The organism is Cognatishimia coralii, from assembly GCF_037478305.1.
Taxonomy (GTDB): Bacteria; Pseudomonadota; Alphaproteobacteria; order Rhodobacterales; family Rhodobacteraceae; genus Cognatishimia; species Cognatishimia coralii.
Genome location: NZ_JBBGAZ010000009.1, coordinates 27082 through 45815 on the forward strand (window position 1 = coordinate 27082; position 18734 = coordinate 45815).

The following is an 18734-nucleotide window of genomic DNA, read 5'->3' on the forward strand; positions in this document are numbered from 1 at the left end:
TGTCAGACCGCCAAAACGATACCGGCGGTGTCCGTCCAACTCAGCCAGACCGGATCCTTCCAGGTGAAATTGCGCCGCGCGATCCGGCGCGTGTTGGCGATCTGGGCTTTGATGACCGTGCCATTGTCGAGTTGCACGTGATAGGTCGAGATATTGCCGAGATAGGCGATATCGAGCACCTTGCCTTGCAGCACATTCGTGCGATCTGTGGGCTTTTTCGAGCTGATTGCGATCTTTTCTGGACGGATCGCCATGGCCGCAGAAGCCACTTTCGAGATCGGCTGATTTGCTGAGCCGATCAAGGCAGGTTGGCCTTCTGCCCATGTCAGTGAGACGCTCTCGCCATTTGCCTCGGCTGTGCCTTCGATGATATTCACATCGCCAATGAAATCAGCCACATAGACAGAGTTCGGCGTCTCGTAGATCACGTCCGGCGTGTCGACTTGCACGAGCTTTCCGTGGTCCATCACCGCCACGCGGCTCGCCACGGTCATCGCCTCTTCTTGATCGTGGGTCACGATCACAAAGGTGGTTCCGGTGCTCTCCTGAATGTCCATCAGCTCGAACTGCGTGTCCTGACGCAATTTGGCGTCCAACGCGCCAAGCGGTTCGTCCAGCAACAAGAGTTTCGGTGCTTTGGCCAAAGAGCGCGCCAACGCCACACGTTGACGCTGACCGCCGGAAACCTGATGCGGCTTGCGACGCGCGAATTTTTCCATTTTGGTGAGGCGTAGCATCTCTTCGACACGCGCTTCCATCTGGTCCTTGGGCATTTTCTCACGCCGCAGACCAAAGGCGATATTGTCCCAGATGTTCAGATGCGGAAACAGCGCGTAGGACTGAAACATCATATTCACTTCGCGCTTGTTGGGCGGGATGGCCGCGATGTCTTGGCCTGCCAGTTCGATCACGCCAGACGTCGGTGTTTCAAAGCCCGCCAGCATGCGCATCAACGTGGTCTTACCGCAGCCAGACGGCCCTAGCAGCGCAAAGAATTCGCGGGCGTAGATGTCGAGGTTCAAGTCACTGATCGCGACGAACTCGCCAAATTTCTTGGTGACATTCTTAAAAGTAATAAGTGGCTTTTCGCTCGCGTCGTTCCACGGCGCAAATGCGTTGCCTGACGTGTCTTGGTTCATGCCCGCCCCCAATAGGTGACGACCGCCCTACGCATGGCGCAAGGCGATCGACGTGGTCTTCAATGATCAGGTGCCGGACTTGATCTTGGTCCAAAGTCGCGTCACGACACGCTGAACTTTGGCCGGATAAGGTGTGGTGATGAACAGTTTTTCCAAAGTCGCAGCATCTGGATAAACCGCTGGATACTCGAGGATTTCCTGATCGATGAACTCTTGCGCTGCAAGGTTGCCGCTTGCATACCAAACATAGTTGGTGGCCGCCGCCGCGTTTTGGGCGTTCAGGATAAAGTTGATGAACTTATGCGCCGCTTCTGGGTTTGGCGCATCGGTTGGGATCGCCATCTGGTCAAACCACATCTGAGCCCCCTGCGTGGGGATCGAATAGTCGATCTCGTGACCGTTTTCGGCCTCGGCTGCACGGAACTGCGCGAGGAAGACATCGCCGGACCAGCCGACCGCAACGCAGATATCGCCGTTCGCAAGCGCGTTGATGTATTCAGAGCTGTGGAACTTTTGAATATAGGGGCGCACGGCGTCATAGACGGCCTCTGCCTTGGCGATAACCTCTGGATCATGGCTGTCAGGATCCTCGCCGATGTAGTTCAGCGCAGCCGGGATCATCTCGGTTGGTGCATCCAGGAAATGCACGCCACATTCGGCGAGCTTCTCCATATTGGCCGGGTCAAACACCAGATCCCAGCTATCAAGCGGGGCGTCTTCGCCCAGAACCTCGGTGACCTTGCCGATATTATAGCCGATGCCCGTTGTGCCCCACATGTAGTTCACAGAATAGGCACCACTTGGGTCATATTGATCGGTGCGCTCTTGAATGACGTTCCAGAGGTTGCCGTGGTTGGGCAATTGGCCCACGTCCAACTTCTGGAAGGCCCCCGCCGCGATCTGGCGTTGCAGGAAGGTCGCCGACGGCACCACCACGTCATAGCCAGAGCCACCCGCCAAAAGCTTGGTTTCCAAAACTTCGTTGCTGTCAAAGACGTCATAGATCAGCTTGATGCCGGTCTCAGTCTCGAACTTCTCAAGCAGACTTTCGTCGATATAGTCGGACCAGTTGTAGACGCGTACTTCCTCAGCGGACAGCGAAGATGCAGCACAAAGCGCAGCCGCTGACACAAGGGTCAGGTGTTTCTTCATTTTGGTAGCTCCCGGTTGTCAGTTTTATTTTGATTGGTGTAATTTTGATCAAAAGATACGATTCGGCGCAAGCGTTTCGACATTCTCGCCCCGGATCGCCCCGGATCGCCCCGACAACGGGCGCAAATGTCGCCCAAAGGATAAGCAAATTGAACGCCGAACCAAAGAAAATCACCGAACATGAGGTAATCTATCGCCGCATCAGCGACGCGATCTTGTTTGGCGAATTGGTACCAGGTCAGGCCGTCACTCTGCATGGTTTGGCAGAGATGATCGGCAGCGGCGTTATGCCCGTGCGCGACACCGTGCGGCGCCTGACATCTGCGGGCGCTCTGCGCCGGTTGGGAAATCGGCGGATCGAAGTGCCGCGACTGAACGACGCCGAGGTAGAAGAACTAAGCTTTGCGCGCTGCGCGATTGAGCCGAAGCTCGTTGAAATGGCGGTGAAAAACAACGCCAAAACCTTATCAAAGTCTTTAAAAGATATAGATCTGGAACTGGATCAGGCCATCGCGAGCGGACAGATCGAGGGCTATCTTCTCCACAATTTCCGGTTTCACTTTCATCTGTATCAACACGCGAATGCCAGTATCCTGCTCAGCATGGCCGAGGCTCTGTGGCTGAGAACTGGCCCGTCTCTGAGAGTCGTCTGTGGAAGATATGGCACCGCGAATCTGCCAGATATGCACGATGAAACTATCTCGGCCATCCGCGACGGAGACGCTGGGCGCGCCGCTCAGGCGATCCGCACAGATATTTTGCAGGGAATGGGGCAGATTAAGAAATCTTTGCGGGAATGATTGCCCGCGCGGATTGACGCAAAATCAATTCCTTCATAATTTGATCAAAATATTCGAAACACAAGATCCACAGGTGACTCGTGTCGTTAGAAAATGAAAAGTCTTGGCTCGGGGATTTGCCCAAGGCCTTTGGCACCTATCTGGGCGGGCGACGTCTGGACGAGGTGGAATGTATTGTGCCGGACCTCGCAGGCATGTCACGCGGCAAAACCATGCCCGCGCACAAATTCGATCCCGTTCAAGCGCTCTTTTTGCCGGTTTCGTTGTTCTATCAAACCATTTCCGGTGAATGGGTCGATATGGAGATCCAGAACCAATGGCTTGAAAGCGATATCGTCCTGCGCCCCGATCTGTCGACCGCTTGCGCTGTGCCTTGGGCGGATGATGCCTCGGTTCAGATCATCCATGATCTTGAAACCCGTGATGGCGAGCCTTTGGGCATTGCGCCTCGCAACGTGCTGAAACGCGTTCTGTCGTTCTATAAGGAAAAAGGCTGGCAACCCATCGTCGCGCCGGAACTCGAGTTCTATCTGACCAAGCCCAACGACGACCCCAACGCTGAAATCGAACCGCCAATTGGTCGCACCGGTCGGCGCGGCTCGAGCCGTCAGGCCTATTCCATGGTCGCTGTGGACGAATTCGGCGAGGTGATCGACACAATCTATGATTTTGCCGAAGCCCAAGGGCTGACGATTGACTCTGTCATCCAGGAAAGCGGCGCGGGGCAGATCGAGATTAACCTCAACCACGGTGATCCCCTGCAACTGGCTGATGAGGTGTTTTACTTCAAACGCAGCATCCGCGAGGCGGCGCTTAAGAACGGCGTTTTTGCGACCTTTATGGCGAAACCGATCCGCGATGAGCCGGGCTCGGCCATGCATTTGCATCAATCCGTGGTCGATATCAAAACCGGCCAGAACATCTTCTCTGATGGCACCGGCGCGCCTACGCAGGCCTTTCACGATTTTATCGGCGGCAGCCAGAAGTACCTTATGGAGGCCGTGCCCTTCTTGGCGCCTTACGTGAACTCCTATCGTCGCATTTCCATCGAAGGCTATGCGGCCCCGGCCAATCTGGAATGGGCCAGCGACAATCGCACCACCGGCCTGCGTATCCCAATTTCTGGCCCCGAGGCGCGTCGCGTCGAAAACCGCGTCATCGGCTCGGACACCAACCCATATCTGTCGATCGCAGCTTCCTTGGCCGCGGGTTATCTGGGCATGGTGAAGGGCGAAAAAGCGCGCCCCGAAGTCACGACCAATGCCTACGGACATCCGGGATCCGACCAGCTTCCGTTCTCGCTGCGCGCAGCAATGGAAAGAATGGAAGAGGCCGAGTCGATGCCAGATATGCTTGGTAAAGAATTTTGGCAGCTCTTCTCTGATATCAAAAATGCAGAGCTCGAAGAGCACCAACGCGAAATCAGCCCATGGGAACGTCAGCATCTGCTGCTCAATGTGTAAAGGTCAATGAAATGAATATGATCACCAACCATTTGCCGACGGCGGAACTTCAGGCGCTGGATGCGGCGCACCATATGCATCCCTTCACGGACTCAAATGCGCTGGCCGCGAAAGGCGCGCGCGTTATTACAGGTGCCAAAGGCGTGCATCTGCGCGACAGCGACGGTCAAGAGATCATGGACTGTATGGCCGGTCTGTGGTGCGTCAATATCGGCTATGGGCGGGACTCTATCGCCGAGGTCGCACGGCGTCAGCTTTTGGAACTTCCGTATTACAACACTTTCTTTCAGACGACTCATGTGCCCGCGATTGCCTTGGCTGAAAAGGTCACGTCGCTCGCGCCGGACCACATGAACCATGTGTTTTTCGCGGCCGGAGGCTCAGACGCCAATGACACAAACATTCGTCTGGTGCGCCACTATTGGGCACTGAAGGGCAAGCCTGAAAAGCAGGTCATCATCAGCCGCAAAAACGCCTATCACGGCTCAACCGTTGGCGCGGCGTCTCTGGGTGGCATGCAGGCGATGCACGGGCAAGGCACTTTGCCGATCCCAGGGGTCGTGCACATCAACCAGCCGCATTGGTATCTTGAGGGCGGCGACATGACGCCCGAGGAATTCGGCCTGCAACGCGCGCGCGAACTCGAAAAAAAGATCGCGGAACTCGGCGAAGACAATGTCGCCGCCTTCATCGCGGAACCGATTCAAGGGGCCGGTGGCGTGATCATCCCGCCGTCGACCTATTGGCCAGAGATCCAGCGGATCTGTGACGCCCATGAGATCCTTTTGATCGCAGACGAAGTCATCTGTGGTTTTGGGCGCACCGGAAATATGTGGGGCTCTGACACGTTCTCCATTCGCCCCGATATCATGACCATCGCCAAGGGTCTGTCCTCTGGCTATGCGCCGATTGGCGGCTCGATCCTGTCTGATGAAGTTTTCGACGTCATGGCGACTGACGAGTTCTACCACGGCTACACCTACTCAGGGCATCCGATGTCCTGCGCCGTCGCCTTGGAAAACCTGCGGATCCTTGAAGAGGAAAACCTGATTGGCAACGTGCGCGATGTGACAGCCCCCTATCTCGCAGAGAAATGGGCCGGCCTAGGCGAGCATCCTTTGGTGGGCGAAGCGCGCATTTGCGGTTTGGTCGGCGCGCTGCAACTGACACCGGACAAAGCATCCCGCGCAGCCTTTGCGGAGGGCCCCGGCAATGTGGGCGTGATTGCACGTGACCTCTGTTTTGAAGACAACTTCATCATGCGCCATGTGGGTGATCAACTGATCATTTCACCGCCCCTGATTTTCAGCAAAGAGAATATCGACACTCTTGCTGAGAAGGCTTGGAAAGTGCTGGACAAAACCATGGCCAGTGCGACTGAAAAAGGCCTTATGAAAGCGGCATAGATGCAACGGCTGGACCTGCTGACAGCCAACGATGGGATTGGGGAATACCCCCAATCCTACTATGCGGCCGTCAATCCAAAACTGGATCCATTCCCCAAAGCCTCGGGCGAAATCTCTTGTGATGTCTGCGTCGTGGGCGGAGGCTTTACCGGTCTCTCCTCAGCGATCCATCTGGCCGAGAAAGGCTATGACGTGGTCTTGCTCGAGGCCCAGCGCGTCGGCTTTGGCGCGTCGGGGCGCAATGGGGGACAAGTCGGCTCGGGTCAAAGGCAGGATCAGGATTTTCTGGAAGAGCGACTGGGCAAGGACGCGGCACGCACCCTCTGGAACATGGCCGTTGATGCTGTTCAAATGGTACGCAGCTTTTGCGCCGAGGAGATCATCGATTGTCCGTTCCACGAAGGCGTCATCCACGCCGCACATCGCAAACGCTTTGTGGCCGAGGATCATCGCTACGCAGAAAAACTGCGCCGCGACTATGATTATGACCTGATCGACGATCTGTCACAGGCCGAGATCCGCGACCAGCTGGCCAGCCCTTTGTATTTTGGTGGCACCCTTGATCTTGGTAGTGGGCACATCGATCCCCTACGCTATGCTCTGGGTTTGGCGCGCAAGGCGGCCTCACTAGGTGTTAGGATATTTGAAGAAAGCCGTGTGCAGTCTTTGGAGACATCCGGGCCTAATGTGATCATGACCGAAGACGCAACAATCGCGGCGAAATTCCTTGTCTTGGCCTGCAACGGCTACCTTGGAAATTTGCGCAAAGACGTGGCCGCAAGGGTCATGCCGATCAACAATTTCATTATCGCGACAGAGCCCCTTGGACCGGAACGCCAAGAAGACTTGATCCGCAACAATAGAGCCGTCGCGGACAGTAAATTCGTCATCAACTACTTCCGGTTTTCTGATGACCATCGTCTGCTTTTTGGCGGCACTGAAAGCTATGGCTACCGCTTCCCAAAGGACATCGCGGGATCCGTGCGCAAGCCGATGGAGCAGGTCTTTCCCCAGCTTTCTGGAACGCGCATCGACTATGCCTGGGGTGGAACGTTGGGGATCACCCTAAACAGAATGCCGCATTTCGCGCGGCTTTCAGATACGGCGATTTCGCTCTCGGGCTTCTCAGGTCACGGGGTCGCCATGGCCACAATGAGCGGGAAAATCGCGGCCGATACGATCTCAGGGCAAGCCGAGAAATTTGACGCGATTTCGATGCTGCCCAGCACACCGTTCCCTGGGGGTGCGATGTTCCGCTGGCCGCTTTTGGTCATGGCGATGGTGTATTATTCGCTGCGAGATAGACTTTGATCACGCCAGATCTTGGGCATTTAAGTCTCAATCACGTCCGACATGTGCATCGACCAATCTCTGGACGCGTGGTGCGAAATGCCGAAAATCCGGCGTTTCCATGCCAGCCACTTTGCCAGCTTCGTCTAGATAGCGGACCGCAATAATTTCCTTGAGGTTGGGGTTCTTTTCGAACTCGGCCACCTCCTTGTCGCTCATCGGACCGCCTTGCAGGTTCAATGAATGCACCGAGGCTTCGGAAAGGCGTTCAAAATAAGACGGCTTGGTCGCACAAAGGTACCTTTTCGCCGCCACGTGATAGCGGCAGCAATCAGTCACGACCGAGGGGAAGAACCTTTCGAGAATCTCGGCCCCTGCGTCTTCGTGGTGCCGGTCTTCGGTATCCTCCATCGTGAAACTCCCGAACTCGGAGGTGAAATGGCCGATATCGTGCAAGAGCGCCCCCACGATGATTTCGTCCGGCTGGCCATTCTGTTCCGCAATGGTCGCCCCTTGCAGCATATGCTCGCCCATCGTGACCTCTTCGCCGAGGTATTCCTCAGACCCACGGCGCTCAAAAATCGACGCAAGAAACTCGACGATGTTGTCAGCGGTCAAATCTTGTCTTGGTGTGGTCATTCCGCGGCCTCCTGTGTCGAACGAAATAGCGCGTCGCGGGTTGAACGTAACCCGTCTTTGTCCGCGTAACACCCCTGCAACCAGCGCGTGCCTGTCCCGGAATAGGCCTTGCGCGCATGAAGAACCCGCGTGTTGTCCACCACAAAGGCCTCGCCCGGTTCTAGGCGAAATACAACTTCCATCGCGGGATCATCAATAATCTCACCCAACCGACGATAGGCCGCGTACCACAGTTCCATTTTGTCGAAGGGTACATCCGTCACTGCAGCCAAAGAGCGATTGTTGAAACGCACCCCAATCAATTCTCCGTCCGGAGCGAGTTCGATCAATGGGCGGCGCGAAGTCAGGCAAACACCCGCTTCACCCGCATATTCAAACCGCGCGCAATATTGCGCCAGCACGTCAAAATACTCTGGAGTTTCCTCTTGCAAGCGACGGACGCAGGCAAAGCCGTCCACCACCATATTCTCGCCGCCCGCAGCAGAGCTTTCTAAGCAATAGAGGACCTGAACCGTCGGGACCGGATCGCGATAAGGGTTGTCGGTATGCGCCTGGAGCCCCAGTCCCGTGAACGCCAAGTTCGTCGGGTTCACTTCGGTACGCACATCAAAGTGTTTGCCGTAGTTGGTTTCGCGCACAAAGCCAAAGAAATCGACCACTTGAAACAGAGCGCCCTCTTGGATCGGGCCACCTGTGATTTTGCCGAACCCAAACCGGGCGACCTGCTCTACCCACTGCGCCAAGGTTGCACCATCCTCAGACAGAGACGGAAATGCAGCGGTAGGAACATCGGCCTGCAACCCAGCATCCCAGACCGAGATCTCATCGGACAGCCAGCCGATATCAGCGCGCGCCTTGATGTCATAGGCATGTGCAATCAGCCATTCGACGCTGAAGGCCACGCTCTTTTGTTCGGGCGCGAAGGTCACATGCACCATGGTTTCACCGGCCTCGACGGACGCAATGCGTGTGTTGTCAGGAATATCGCGCAGAGCAATCAGACGCTGACCATTCCCAGGCGCGCGCGTTTCAGTGTCCTGCGCATTGTCGCGCAGCCAGATTGCATGAAACCGCAACTCTGCCTCAGCATGGAGCGTTAGAAAGCGTCCTTCCTGGTCCATTGTAACATGCATGAGCAAAATCCTACTGCTGAGTGACGTGAACAATGTCTTTACGATGCGCCGCACTAAACCATAAACTCAAATAACAAATGACCCACATGAGAGGCGTTTTACTTTATGAATAACACCTCCTATTCGTTGCCGCCCTTGGAATGGGTGCGCGCGTTTGAAGCTGCCGCGCGTCTTGGCAGCTTTACTGCTGCTGCAAACGAAACAGGCCTGACCCAACCCGCGATCAGTCAGCGGATTGGACAGCTGGAAAAACATCTGGGGACGCGACTGTTTGTCCGCAAAGCGCGAACGATCACTTTGACGGTTGAAGGGGAAACCTGGCTGCCACATGTCCAAACAGCGCTTCGCGGGCTGAGCGACAGCTCAGAAACGCTGTTTGCGCGTGGTAGACGTCGTTTAACGATCTCGGCCAGTCAGTCGGTGATTTCCCTTTGGCTCGCCACGCGGTTGGGTCGCGTGAGCGCAGACACTGGCGCGGAGATTTCGGTTAAATCCTATATTTTGGGTGGCCAGACCGCGACCGAGGACTCCACTGTTCAAATCAGATATGGAGCCGGCGATTGGGCGCATCCCTATCAGACTCCTTTGTTTAAAGAAGCCATCGCACCGGTTTGCGCGCCCCGTCTCACCTCCCAAGCATGGACGCATTTGCCCCGCATTGCCTGCACCGGACCGCGCCCGGATTGGGACCAGTATTCCAACAGATTCGGCATTCCATCCACGCCGGTCCCAACCCTACGGTTCGACACATTGCACGGGGCGATTGCAGCCGCCAAGGCAGGGCTTGGAGTCGCGCTTGTTTCCATTCCCCTCTGCGCCGAGGACATCGCCAGCGGCGCTCTCGTTCAGTTGGGGGACGAGGTTCTCAAACCACCCGAAACCTATTGGTTGCTCGCGTCACGAAATGTCATAGGGCGCCGCCAATGGACGGCGCTTTCAGCGGCTTTAACCGCCTAAAGGTTTCAAAAGTAATAGGGCGCGAACAGCGAGCCTATTTGGGTGCAGGGAACACGAGACCGTCAAAGAGTTTACGGGTTGTACGCAGTGTTCCAGCGCGCAACACCACCCCATCTTGGCTGAGCTCCAACATGACATCGGCGGCTCCGCTTGGGTGTTCCACCGACACTAGGCTGCCCCCTGATAGTTGGGCCACAGAAGCCGCAGGCGACCCTTCAAGCGTGCAAGCGGTCGCGACGCTGACAGCGGCGAATACACCAATCGTGGCGTGGCATCTGTGGGGAATGAAGCTGCGGGTCGATATCGCGCCACCGGATTTTGGTGCCGAGACCAAAGTCATCTTGGGCACTGATTTTTCTGCGACGTCGCCCAAATTCATCATCGGGCCGCACTCCAGTCGGATCGCTTCTATGCGCGCCTTAAGCTCGATGTCCGCGTCCAGCGCCTCTCGGCTTTCCTGCCCCGTCAAACCAAAGTCTGCGGCGCGCATGACGACGCAGGGCATGCCGTTGTCGATCAACGTGCAGTATACGCCGCCAACAACATCCACGGCATTGCCTGTGGGCAAAAGGGCACCCGTCATGGACCCCGCGAGATTCTCAAACATCAAAGGCACAGCAGCATGCTGGCCGGGTACTCCGTCGATGCGGGCCTCGCCGTCATAGTCAACGCGACCGTCAGGCGTTTGGATCTTGGCTGACGCAATCTCACCGGTGTTCAGCATATGAATGCGCACGTCGGTTTCGCCATTTTGGGCGGGCACCAATCCACGCTCAATCGCGGCTGGCCCGACGGCGGCCAGAATATTGCCGCAGCCCTGAGCATCCGAGACAAGCGCCTGATCGACAAAGACCTGCAGGAACAGATAGTCGACGTCGGCATCGTCACGCGTGGGCTCGGACAAAATCGCAACCTTCGAGGTCAGCGGGTCCGCCCCGCCGATCCCGTCGATTTGCCGCGCATCCGGAGAGCCCATGACGCGCAACAACAGTTCGTCGCGCTCCACCGCGTCGGACGGCAAGTCCTTTGCCAGAAACACCGCGCCTTTAGACGTGCCGCCTCGCATCCAGAGGCAGGGAATTCCATCTGTCATTCAAAAAGCCCCTTTATGCGTTGTGTTATCGGATCAGATATATTTCAGGCCTTTTTCTTCCAGCCGTGGACGCATGTTGTAGATATCTAGACCCAATTCGCCCGCCGCAAGGCGTTGGCGTTTGGCTTCTTCGGCGTCAAGACGTTCCTGCGCTTTGACCAGAACCGCTTCGGCTTCATCGCGTTTGACCACCACGACACCATCGTCGTCCGCCACAATGACGTCGCCTGCTTCGATCGCTTGGCTTGCGCAGACGATGGGGACGTTCACGGACCCAAGCGTCTCTTTTACGGTGCCCTGCGCGGAAACGGCTTTGGACCAGACCGGGAAGTTCATCTCTGTCAGATCTTTGACATCGCGCACACCTGCGTCGATCACCAAGCCAAGACAACCGCGTGATTGCGCGGAGGTCGCGAGCAAGTCGCCGAAATAGCCGTTGTCACAGGGCGAGGTTGGCGCGAGGACAAGGATATCGCCCTCCTGCAACTGCTCGATGGCAACATGCACCATCCAGTTGTCGCCCGGGGCTGCGCTGATCGTGACCGCTGAGCCTGCGATCTGCGCGCCTCGGAAAATCGGAGACATATAAGACGCCAAGCAACCCTTACGGCCCTGTGCTTCATGCACGGTCGCAACGCCTGCTTCGCCCAGTTTCTTAATGGTTTCCGCATTGGCGCGTTCGATATTTTGAACAACAACACCCATATCGATTTCCTCCAGCTCGCCTTAAAGTTCGTCAACAGTGCGTGGGAAGATGCTTTGGAAGCCTTCCGCGTATTGCACGTCGCGGCCACCGGCCATGCCGCCGGAGTTGCGTTTAAAGTGGTTCGCACGCTGTTGCGCCACGCGGGTGTAGTATTCCCACAGGTGCACCTGACCGTTCATACATTCCATTGCCGCGCGCTTTTTGTCCCAAACATTGGTGATGTCGAGGAAGTGGTCTGGCTTCCAACCCATTTGCTCGGTCTGGTGCGGCTCAAACAGGTAAAGCTGCGGAGCGCCCAAAACTTTCTCGCCCGGGTTATGGCCCCAGGCCTGCGCGATCATCCGGCATTCCAGAGCGATCTGCGTCATATACATGTGGTCGGTATTATAAGGGTCGTACTGTGAGTGGCTGAGCATGAAATCAGGCTGCACTTTGCGGATCAGGTCGACCAGCTTGTATTTGTCGTCTTTTTCCAGATGCAGCGGGTAGTCACCCAGATCAAAGCATTCCAGATGATGCACGCCCAGAACCTCTGCTGCCGCTTCGGCTTCGCCGCGGCGAATATCCTTAACCTCTTGCAAAGATTTGCCTTCTTTCCAGAGGCGCGCGCTTTCGCCACGTTCGCCAAAAGACAAGCATGCTACGGTTACATCGTACCCCATTTCGGCGTGCTTTGCGATGGCACCCCCACAGCGCCATACAAAATCGGCGGCGTGGGCAGAGATCACGAGGGCGGTTTTCTTGTCAGACATGGCTGAATTCCTAACATTTCGCGTTTGGTGAAATCTTTCAGTCAGGACTGAGAATCGCAACTTCAATTGGCAACAGAGGCAATAAGCTGAAGCTATAATTGCGCTGAGGCTTTTTGGCGAGTAGCCTGCTAAAATGTAGGGCGAAGCCGCTGTTCAAGAACGGTTAAGCAAGGCGTTTTTGACATAGCGGACTCGGTTGAGGAGTATTGGAAATTTGCAAAATTGGAATCTGCGCCATTTCAGAGTTTTTCTATCCGTCGTGGAAACGGGATCGCTGACTCAATCCGCAATCCAGTGCAACATTTCACAACCTGCCGTCTCACAGTTGATTGAAAAACTAGAGGCTTTCGCCGGTGGTGCTTTGTTCCAACGGTCTCCGAACGGCTTGTTCATCACCGAAAAAGGCGAGATTTTAGCATTTCGTGTAAAACGCGCCTTGGAACGCCTGGACAGTGCACTTACTGAAATATCCCCACGTCTGATGGTAACCGCGAGCTGGCCACTGTTGCGAGCCCTTGAAGCAGTGGCGGAAACCAAGAACTTTACGTTGGCAGCGCGGCGCATTGGATTGGCCCAATCAACAATTCATCGCTCGATTACACGTATTGAAGCCGAGGCAAAGGAAGCGCTGTTCCAAAGGACGTCAACTGGAATTCTGGCGACAAAAGCATGTAGTCGCCTGGCAAATACGATACGTCTGGCAACCGCCGAAATCGACCAAGCTATAGCGGATCTGGCGGAATTTGATGGTCGAGAGGTCGGGGTGATCTCGGTCGGCACCTTACCTCTGGCGCGGTCTTATGTATTGCCCCAAGCCATTGTGATGTTTCGGCAAAAACATCCAAATCGACAATTGTCGGTTGTAGATGGCCTTTATGATGATCTCCTCCACTCGGTCCGGCGGGGCGAGCTGGACTGCATGATAGGCGCGCTGCGGTTTCCGTCGCCGATTGACGACGTGGTGCAGGAAGAACTGTTCAAAGATCAATTGGTCGTGGTCGCCAAACCGACGCATCCTTTGGTTAACAAGGCCGCTGTTTCGGACGAAGAGCTGGTTTCGCAGCAATGGGTGCTCCCACGAGACGGCGCGCCGGCTCGATCACAATTTGACGCCCACTTCGAACACATAGGCCAGCCAAAAAGTCTGATTGAATGCGGCTCTATTCTTTTGATGCGTGAAATCCTGATGGAAAGCGACTTTCTTGGATGTATCTCGCTTCGCCAAGCTCAGGCTGAAATCGACAAGGGGCTGTTGGCGCCGATCAACACAGGCATCAAATGGGAGGGGCGCCCGATTGGGGTGACCCATCGAAAGGATTGGGTGCCCACGAAGGCGCAGTCTCATTTTCTAGAGATGATCCGCAAGGCCGCAGCTCAGGCGAACATCAAAGCGACTTGACCGCAGAGACCACAAGATCCCGAAACCATTTCTGCGTCACAGAGCCATGAGTGCGTGCAGACCACACCAGCCCGATTTCAAGCGAGGAGGGCAGCGGGAATTCAGCCATGGTCAGATCAGGTAGTAGGGTCATCGCGAATTTGCGTGGGAGCGTGGCAATCAAATCAGATCCTTGCACAATGGTTTGAATATCTCCGGGACTGGGTACCGTCACGACGGGTGTCAGCTCGTTGCGCGACTCTGTTGGCAATTGATCTAAATAGTCAGAGGTCCAGCCGTCCCCATAGGCAACCGCAACGTGCTGGGCGCCGATATAGCGCTCTAGTGTCAGCCGGCGCGACGCCAGAGGATTGCTTGGATCCATGACGCAGACATAGGAGTCCTTCAAAAGAGAGCGGCAATAGTAACCGTCTTCTTCGGGGCGCATCGGGCCAATCAACAGATCGGCTGCGCCTTGCACCAAATGGCTCGCGCCCTGTGTGCCGGAATGCATGATGGTGAGCTGAGATTTGGGCGCAGACTTTCGCAATTCTTTGATCACGGGAGCCATGATCCAGATGCGTTCAAAGTAGTTGCAACTGACGCGAAAATTCTTTGTAATCTTGTCAGGGTCCAAATCTTGCGGTGTGATCATGGTCTCAAACCGCTGCAACATCGCATCGACCTCACCGATCTCGGCGATGCATCGATCTGTCGGGACAATTCCGCCGGCTTGCCTTAGAAACAGAGGATCGTCAAAGACGTCCCGCATGCGATTGACTGCATAGCTGACCACCGATTGGTTGACACCAAGCGCATCCGCGGCCGCGGAGAAGGATTTCAGCTCAAAGACCATGCTCAGCACACGCAGCGCAAAGAAGTCGATTTTATAGGGATCCATGAGGGTTGCTCCTTGGTCGCGCTCTGCTGTGAAATCGGAAACTTCGATACGATATCTACAAATCAGATATACGTCATTCATTTTATCGCATTGTCGAATTTTACCGATTTTGACAGGTAGGTCTATAAAGGAGACCCCATGCAAGCGACGCTCGTTCTGATTCCCGGTTTGCTCTCGGACAATAGTGTCTGGGAACCCGTGGCGGCTTTGGCGGATATGCCGACCTATTTCGCCGATGCGACCAAGGATCCCTCAATCGAAAGCATGGCCGCACGGGTCGTGTCCGAGACCAAAGGACCTTTGATCGTCGTTGGGCATTCCTTGGGTGGTCGCATCGCAATGGAAGTCACGCGCCAGGCCCCAGATCGGGTGACTCGTTTGGTCTTGGCCAATACCGGGCATCACCCTCTGAAAGAGGGCGAAACCGAGAAACGCCAGGCAAAGATCGATGAGGGCTATGCGGATTTCGCGGGCATGATCAAAGGCTGGTTGCCTCCAATGATGGCAGCGAGCCGTCACGACGACACGGCGCTGATCGATAGCCTCACCAGCATGGCCCTAGAGATCGGACCCGAGGTTCACGAACAGCAGATCAAAGCCTTGGTCAACCGCCCGAACGCGACGGAATACCTGCCTCAGGTGCGCTGTCCTGTTTTGCTTTTGACAGGCACCGAGGACGTCTGGTCACCTGAAAAACAGCACCGCGAAATTCAAGAGATGGTGGCGGATGCAGAATTGCATGTGGTGGAAAACGCAGGTCATTTCCTGCCCGTTGAACAGCCTGACCTGACGGCTGAACTGATTACGAACTGGTTGAATTCCAAAGAGGAGGAGTGAATGGACAAGATACCTGAGACCCCCTTGTTCGACCGCGAAGGATCCTTGCGCGGCTACAAAATGAACAAGATGGCCATGGCCCTTGGCACGCAAGAGGGGCGCGACGCCTTTTTGGCGGATGAAGAGGCCTTCATCGACAAATTTGGTCTGGATGCAGAAAGCAAAAAGGCTGTGATGGATCGCGACTGGCAGGAAATGATCCGCTTGGGCGGCAACCTGTTTTACGTGTTGAAAATCACCGCAGTTGACCCAACGCCGATTATTGCAGTCGGCGCTGCGCAAGCCGGCATGTCTGTCGAAGACTTTGTAAGAGAACGTTTGGGGAAAGAATAATGGCACAGCTTATCGGAGGGCTGGGAACCAGCCACGTACCATCCATCGGTGTTGCTCTGGACAAGGGCATCGATCAAACTCCGGATTGGAAACCGTTTTTTGACGGCTATGACTATCCGAAACAGTGGGTCGCCGACAAAAAGCCTGACATCGCGATTCTGGTGTTCAACGATCACGGCAACTCAATCTTTTTGGATCGCGTCCCAACCTTCACACTGGGTGTCGCCGAGGAATATCTGCCTGCGGACGAGGGCTGGGGCCGTCGTGACATTCCGTCTTTTGAAGGCGCTGTCGATTTTTCCTGGTATCTCGCGGATAAGATGGTCGAGAACCACTTTGACCCGATGATCGCCCGCGAAATCGATGTGGACCACGGGTTTCAGGTTCCAATGGAACTCTTCTTTGGCAGCCAGAAAGAAAACTGGCCGGTCAAAGTCGTGCCGATCTTTGTGAACACCGTGCAGTTCCCGATCCCAACGCCTCAGCGTTGCTGGGACCTCGGCGTTCTTCTACGCAAAGTTATTGAGTCCTACCCAACGGATGAGAAGATCGTCGTTCTTGGCACCGGCGGGTTGTCTCACCAGTTGCAAGGTGCGCGCGCAGGATTCCTCAACCCAGAAGCTGATCAGGAATGGATCGAAACTTTTGCAAGCGATCCGGAAAAATGGCGCAATCTGACCCGCGAAGACTATGTTGAGAAATTTGGGTCCGAGGGTGCTGAGCTGATCATGTGGCTCGTCATGCGGGGATGCATGGACACCGAAGTCGATCAAAAGCACAGCCACTACTTCTCGCCCGCGTCCATGACCGGTGCTGGTTGTGTTGTTCTGGAGAACAAATAATGGCTTTCTTTACTATGCATTGCCACCACCATCCCGACAAGGACGAAGCCCGTGACGCGGTGCGCCCTACGCACCGCGAGTGGGTCAAATCCGGCGGCAATGGGCTCGCGTCAGTTCTGATCGGTTCGGCTTTTCTTCATGATGACGGTTCGCCAGCTGGGCACTGGGGCATTCTTGAAGCGGACACCCGTGAAAACGCCCAAAGCTTTGCGGAAGGCGATCCTTTCAACAAGAATGGCATCGTCGAACGGATCCAGATCACCGCGCTGCCGGATGGTTTTCAAGCACACCGGATTACGGAACGCATGAGCGGCTAAACGCTGCAATTCAAAACAAGAACCTACAATGCGACCGGCGCTCTCGTAGTGCCGGTTGTTTTTTTCCGCTATGGTAAGCAACTTTGGGGCTACGATCAGTGTGTTGTCGGTAGAGGTCGACAAGGCTGAAACAATCACCAATTGCTTTTCAGAGCAGGGATACTGGGCAACTGGGTGCAGACACTCGACGTTGCAAAAATATTTGCCAACAAAAACAGATTTTTACGGTGAGTTTTTGGTGCCCAGAAGAGGACTCGAACCTCCACGTCCATACGGACACTAGCACCTGAAGCTAGCGCGTCTACCAATTCCGCCATCTGGGCTTAGATGTCGTGAAGGGGGATTTAGATATCTCCCCAAGGAGAGTCAACGCGGATTTTTACATTTTTGCGAAAAAGTATTTGGGGCGATTGTTTCTCTCGTTCGCCCATTTGAGACATCAGAATTTGAGCTAGAAATCGAGGGATTGCGCCTACGCTCGCGTCAAGAGCTGGGATTAAACCGCGCATGCGATCAGTTGCGACTTGTTCCTAGGGCGACAGGCGCGTATCACAGGGTCAACTTGACGAAAGCGGAGGCCACGCATGTCTAAACTTGTCACGATCTATGGCGGTTCAGGATTTGTCGGACGCTATATCGCGCGGCGAATGGCGAAAGAGGGATGGCGCGTACGCGTTGCGGTGCGACGCCCCAATGAGGCTCTGTTCGTAAAACCCCACGGATCCGTTGGTCAGGTCGAACCCATTCTTTGCAACATTCGCGATGATAGCTCTGTGGCACAGGCCATGTCTGGTGCGGATGCAGTGGTGAACTGCGTGGGCATCCTGAACCAAGTCGGCAAGAATAAATTCGACGCGGTGCAGCACGAAGGTGCTGAGCGTATCGCGCGTCTTGCTGCGGCGGCGGGTATCGAAACCATGGTGCATCTCTCTGCCATTGGCGCGGATGCCGAAGCAGACAGCGACTATGCGCGCACCAAAGCTTTGGGTGAAGAAGGCGTGCTGGCACATATGCCGAACGCTCTGATCCTGCGGCCTTCGGTGATTTTCGGCCCTGAAGATGACTTCTTTAACCGTTTCGCGGATCAGGCGCGGTTCGGCCCAATCCTGCCAATCGCGGGTGCGGACACAAAATTTCAGCCGGTTTATGTGGACGACGTCGCTCAGGCGGCCGTTAAGGGCATTCTTGGTGAAGCGGCCGGAACCTATGAACTGGGTGGACCAGAGGTGAAATCTCTGCGCGGCTTGCTGCAGGATATGCTCACCAGCATTCACCGTCGTCGTTTGATTGTGAATCTGCCCTTCTTTGCAGCCGGTCTGGTCGCCTTTGGCTTTGATCTCTTGCAAACGATCACGCTTGGGCTGTTCACCAATTCGATCGTGACGCGCGATCAGCTTAAATCACTGCGCAACGACAATGTGGTCGCAGCCGACGCAAAGACCCTGGCGGATCTTGGTATTCAAGAGACTCCGATGAACAGCGTTTTGGACAGCTATCTCTGGCGCTTCCGTCCGTCTGGACAATACGATGCCATCAAGAACTCGGCCAAGAACCTGAGCTAATCACTTACAGACCACAGCGATACACGAGGCCCTT

At 55.5% G+C, this 18734-nt stretch carries 19 protein-coding genes and 1 tRNA gene; 11 read left to right on the forward strand and 9 right to left on the reverse strand.

Features of this window, described 5'->3' with window-relative positions; genetic code table 11:
* Window positions 1-2: 2 nt before the first annotated feature.
* Both WG622_RS14485 and WG622_RS14490 read right to left on the reverse strand, forming a co-directional pair.
* Window positions 3-1139: an ABC transporter ATP-binding protein gene (locus WG622_RS14485; protein ID WP_339404266.1), complete on the reverse strand. Its 1137-nt coding sequence runs from the start codon at window positions 1137-1139 to the stop codon at window positions 3-5.
* A gap of 66 nt (window positions 1140-1205) precedes the next feature.
* Window positions 1206-2291 (reverse strand): polyamine ABC transporter substrate-binding protein, encoded by a 1086-nt coding sequence (locus tag WG622_RS14490; protein ID WP_209357632.1) that lies wholly within the window; start codon window positions 2289-2291, stop codon window positions 1206-1208.
* 149 nt (window positions 2292-2440) lie between these two features.
* On the opposite strand from WG622_RS14490, the gene WG622_RS14495 reads away from it, so the two are divergent.
* From WG622_RS14495 to WG622_RS14510, 4 genes are all read left to right on the forward strand, one after another.
* Window positions 2441-3091 carry a GntR family transcriptional regulator gene (locus WG622_RS14495; RefSeq protein WP_339404267.1) on the forward strand — a complete coding sequence of 217 codons (651 nt, stop codon included), beginning with the start codon at window positions 2441-2443 and terminating at the stop codon, window positions 3089-3091.
* A gap of 80 nt (window positions 3092-3171) precedes the next feature.
* Window positions 3172-4554, forward strand: a complete 1383-nt coding sequence (locus WG622_RS14500) for a glutamine synthetase family protein (RefSeq protein ID WP_339404268.1) — start codon at window positions 3172-3174, stop codon at window positions 4552-4554.
* An 11-nt stretch (window positions 4555-4565) separates the two neighbouring features.
* Window positions 4566-5960 carry an aspartate aminotransferase family protein gene (locus WG622_RS14505; protein WP_339404269.1) on the forward strand — a complete coding sequence of 465 codons (1395 nt, stop codon included), beginning with the start codon at window positions 4566-4568 and terminating at the stop codon, window positions 5958-5960.
* 9 nt (window positions 5961-5969) lie between these two features.
* Window positions 5970-7271: an NAD(P)/FAD-dependent oxidoreductase gene (locus WG622_RS14510; protein WP_339404319.1), complete on the forward strand. Its 1302-nt coding sequence runs from the start codon at window positions 5970-5972 to the stop codon at window positions 7269-7271.
* Between the two features lie 27 nt (window positions 7272-7298).
* Here the strand turns inward: WG622_RS14510 and tmpB are convergent, their stop codons facing one another.
* Both tmpB and tmpA read right to left on the reverse strand, forming a co-directional pair.
* Window positions 7299-7889 carry a (R)-1-hydroxy-2-trimethylaminoethylphosphonate oxygenase gene (tmpB, locus tag WG622_RS14515; protein WP_339404270.1) on the reverse strand — a complete coding sequence of 197 codons (591 nt, stop codon included), beginning with the start codon at window positions 7887-7889 and terminating at the stop codon, window positions 7299-7301.
* Window positions 7886-9022 carry a 2-trimethylaminoethylphosphonate dioxygenase gene (gene tmpA, locus WG622_RS14520; protein WP_339404271.1) on the reverse strand — a complete coding sequence of 379 codons (1137 nt, stop codon included), beginning with the start codon at window positions 9020-9022 and terminating at the stop codon, window positions 7886-7888. Before tmpA ends, tmpB begins: the two co-directional genes overlap by 4 nt.
* Window positions 9023-9127: 105 nt before the next feature.
* Between tmpA and WG622_RS14525 the strand changes: the two genes are divergently transcribed.
* Window positions 9128-9979 carry a LysR family transcriptional regulator gene (locus tag WG622_RS14525; protein ID WP_339404272.1) on the forward strand — a complete coding sequence of 284 codons (852 nt, stop codon included), beginning with the start codon at window positions 9128-9130 and terminating at the stop codon, window positions 9977-9979.
* 34 nt (window positions 9980-10013) lie between these two features.
* Here the strand turns inward: WG622_RS14525 and WG622_RS14530 are convergent, their stop codons facing one another.
* The 3 genes from WG622_RS14530 to WG622_RS14540 are packed head-to-tail and all read right to left on the reverse strand — an operon-like array spanning window position 10014 to window position 12530.
* Entirely contained in the window at window positions 10014-11072 is a 1059-nt protein-coding gene (locus WG622_RS14530) for a 4-oxalomesaconate tautomerase (protein WP_339404273.1), read from the reverse strand.
* Window positions 11073-11105: 33 nt separating this feature from the next.
* Entirely contained in the window at window positions 11106-11777 is a 672-nt protein-coding gene (locus WG622_RS14535; protein ID WP_339404274.1) for a 4-carboxy-4-hydroxy-2-oxoadipate aldolase/oxaloacetate decarboxylase, read from the reverse strand.
* A 21-nt stretch (window positions 11778-11798) separates the two neighbouring features.
* Window positions 11799-12530 (reverse strand): PIG-L deacetylase family protein, encoded by a 732-nt coding sequence (locus WG622_RS14540; RefSeq protein WP_339404275.1) that lies wholly within the window; start codon window positions 12528-12530, stop codon window positions 11799-11801.
* Between the two features lie 214 nt (window positions 12531-12744).
* Here WG622_RS14540 and WG622_RS14545 point away from each other — a divergent pair, with 214 nt between their 5' ends.
* The gene (locus WG622_RS14545; protein WP_339404276.1) at window positions 12745-13929 is read left to right on the forward strand and encodes a LysR family transcriptional regulator; all 1185 of its coding nucleotides are present in this window, start codon (window positions 12745-12747) and stop codon (window positions 13927-13929) included.
* Here WG622_RS14545 and WG622_RS14550 read toward each other — a convergent pair.
* Window positions 13916-14809: a LysR family transcriptional regulator gene (locus WG622_RS14550; protein WP_339404277.1), complete on the reverse strand. Its 894-nt coding sequence runs from the start codon at window positions 14807-14809 to the stop codon at window positions 13916-13918. The genes WG622_RS14545 and WG622_RS14550 overlap by 14 nt on opposite strands.
* A 138-nt stretch (window positions 14810-14947) precedes the next feature.
* Between WG622_RS14550 and WG622_RS14555 the strand changes: the two genes are divergently transcribed.
* The 4 genes from WG622_RS14555 to WG622_RS14570 are packed head-to-tail and all read left to right on the forward strand — an operon-like array spanning window position 14948 to window position 17138.
* Entirely contained in the window at window positions 14948-15646 is a 699-nt protein-coding gene (locus WG622_RS14555) for an alpha/beta fold hydrolase (protein ID WP_339404278.1), read from the forward strand.
* Window positions 15647-15979 (forward strand): extradiol ring-cleavage dioxygenase, encoded by a 333-nt coding sequence (locus tag WG622_RS14560; protein WP_339404279.1) that lies wholly within the window; start codon window positions 15647-15649, stop codon window positions 15977-15979.
* Window positions 15979-16821 carry a class III extradiol dioxygenase family protein gene (locus tag WG622_RS14565; RefSeq protein WP_209357646.1) on the forward strand — a complete coding sequence of 281 codons (843 nt, stop codon included), beginning with the start codon at window positions 15979-15981 and terminating at the stop codon, window positions 16819-16821. Before WG622_RS14560 ends, WG622_RS14565 begins: the two co-directional genes overlap by 1 nt.
* Window positions 16821-17138, forward strand: coding sequence for a YciI family protein (locus WG622_RS14570; RefSeq protein ID WP_209357647.1), 318 nt, complete (start codon window positions 16821-16823; stop codon window positions 17136-17138). The genes WG622_RS14565 and WG622_RS14570 overlap by 1 nt, the downstream gene beginning before the upstream one ends.
* Before the next feature lie 236 nt (window positions 17139-17374).
* On the opposite strand, the gene WG622_RS14575 is transcribed toward WG622_RS14570, so the two are convergent.
* A tRNA-Leu gene (locus WG622_RS14575) sits at window positions 17375-17461 on the reverse strand.
* Window positions 17462-17722: 261 nt separating this feature from the next.
* Here WG622_RS14575 and WG622_RS14580 point away from each other — a divergent pair.
* Window positions 17723-18700, forward strand: a complete 978-nt coding sequence (locus WG622_RS14580; RefSeq protein ID WP_339404280.1) for a complex I NDUFA9 subunit family protein — start codon at window positions 17723-17725, stop codon at window positions 18698-18700.
* Window positions 18701-18734 lie beyond the last annotated feature (34 nt).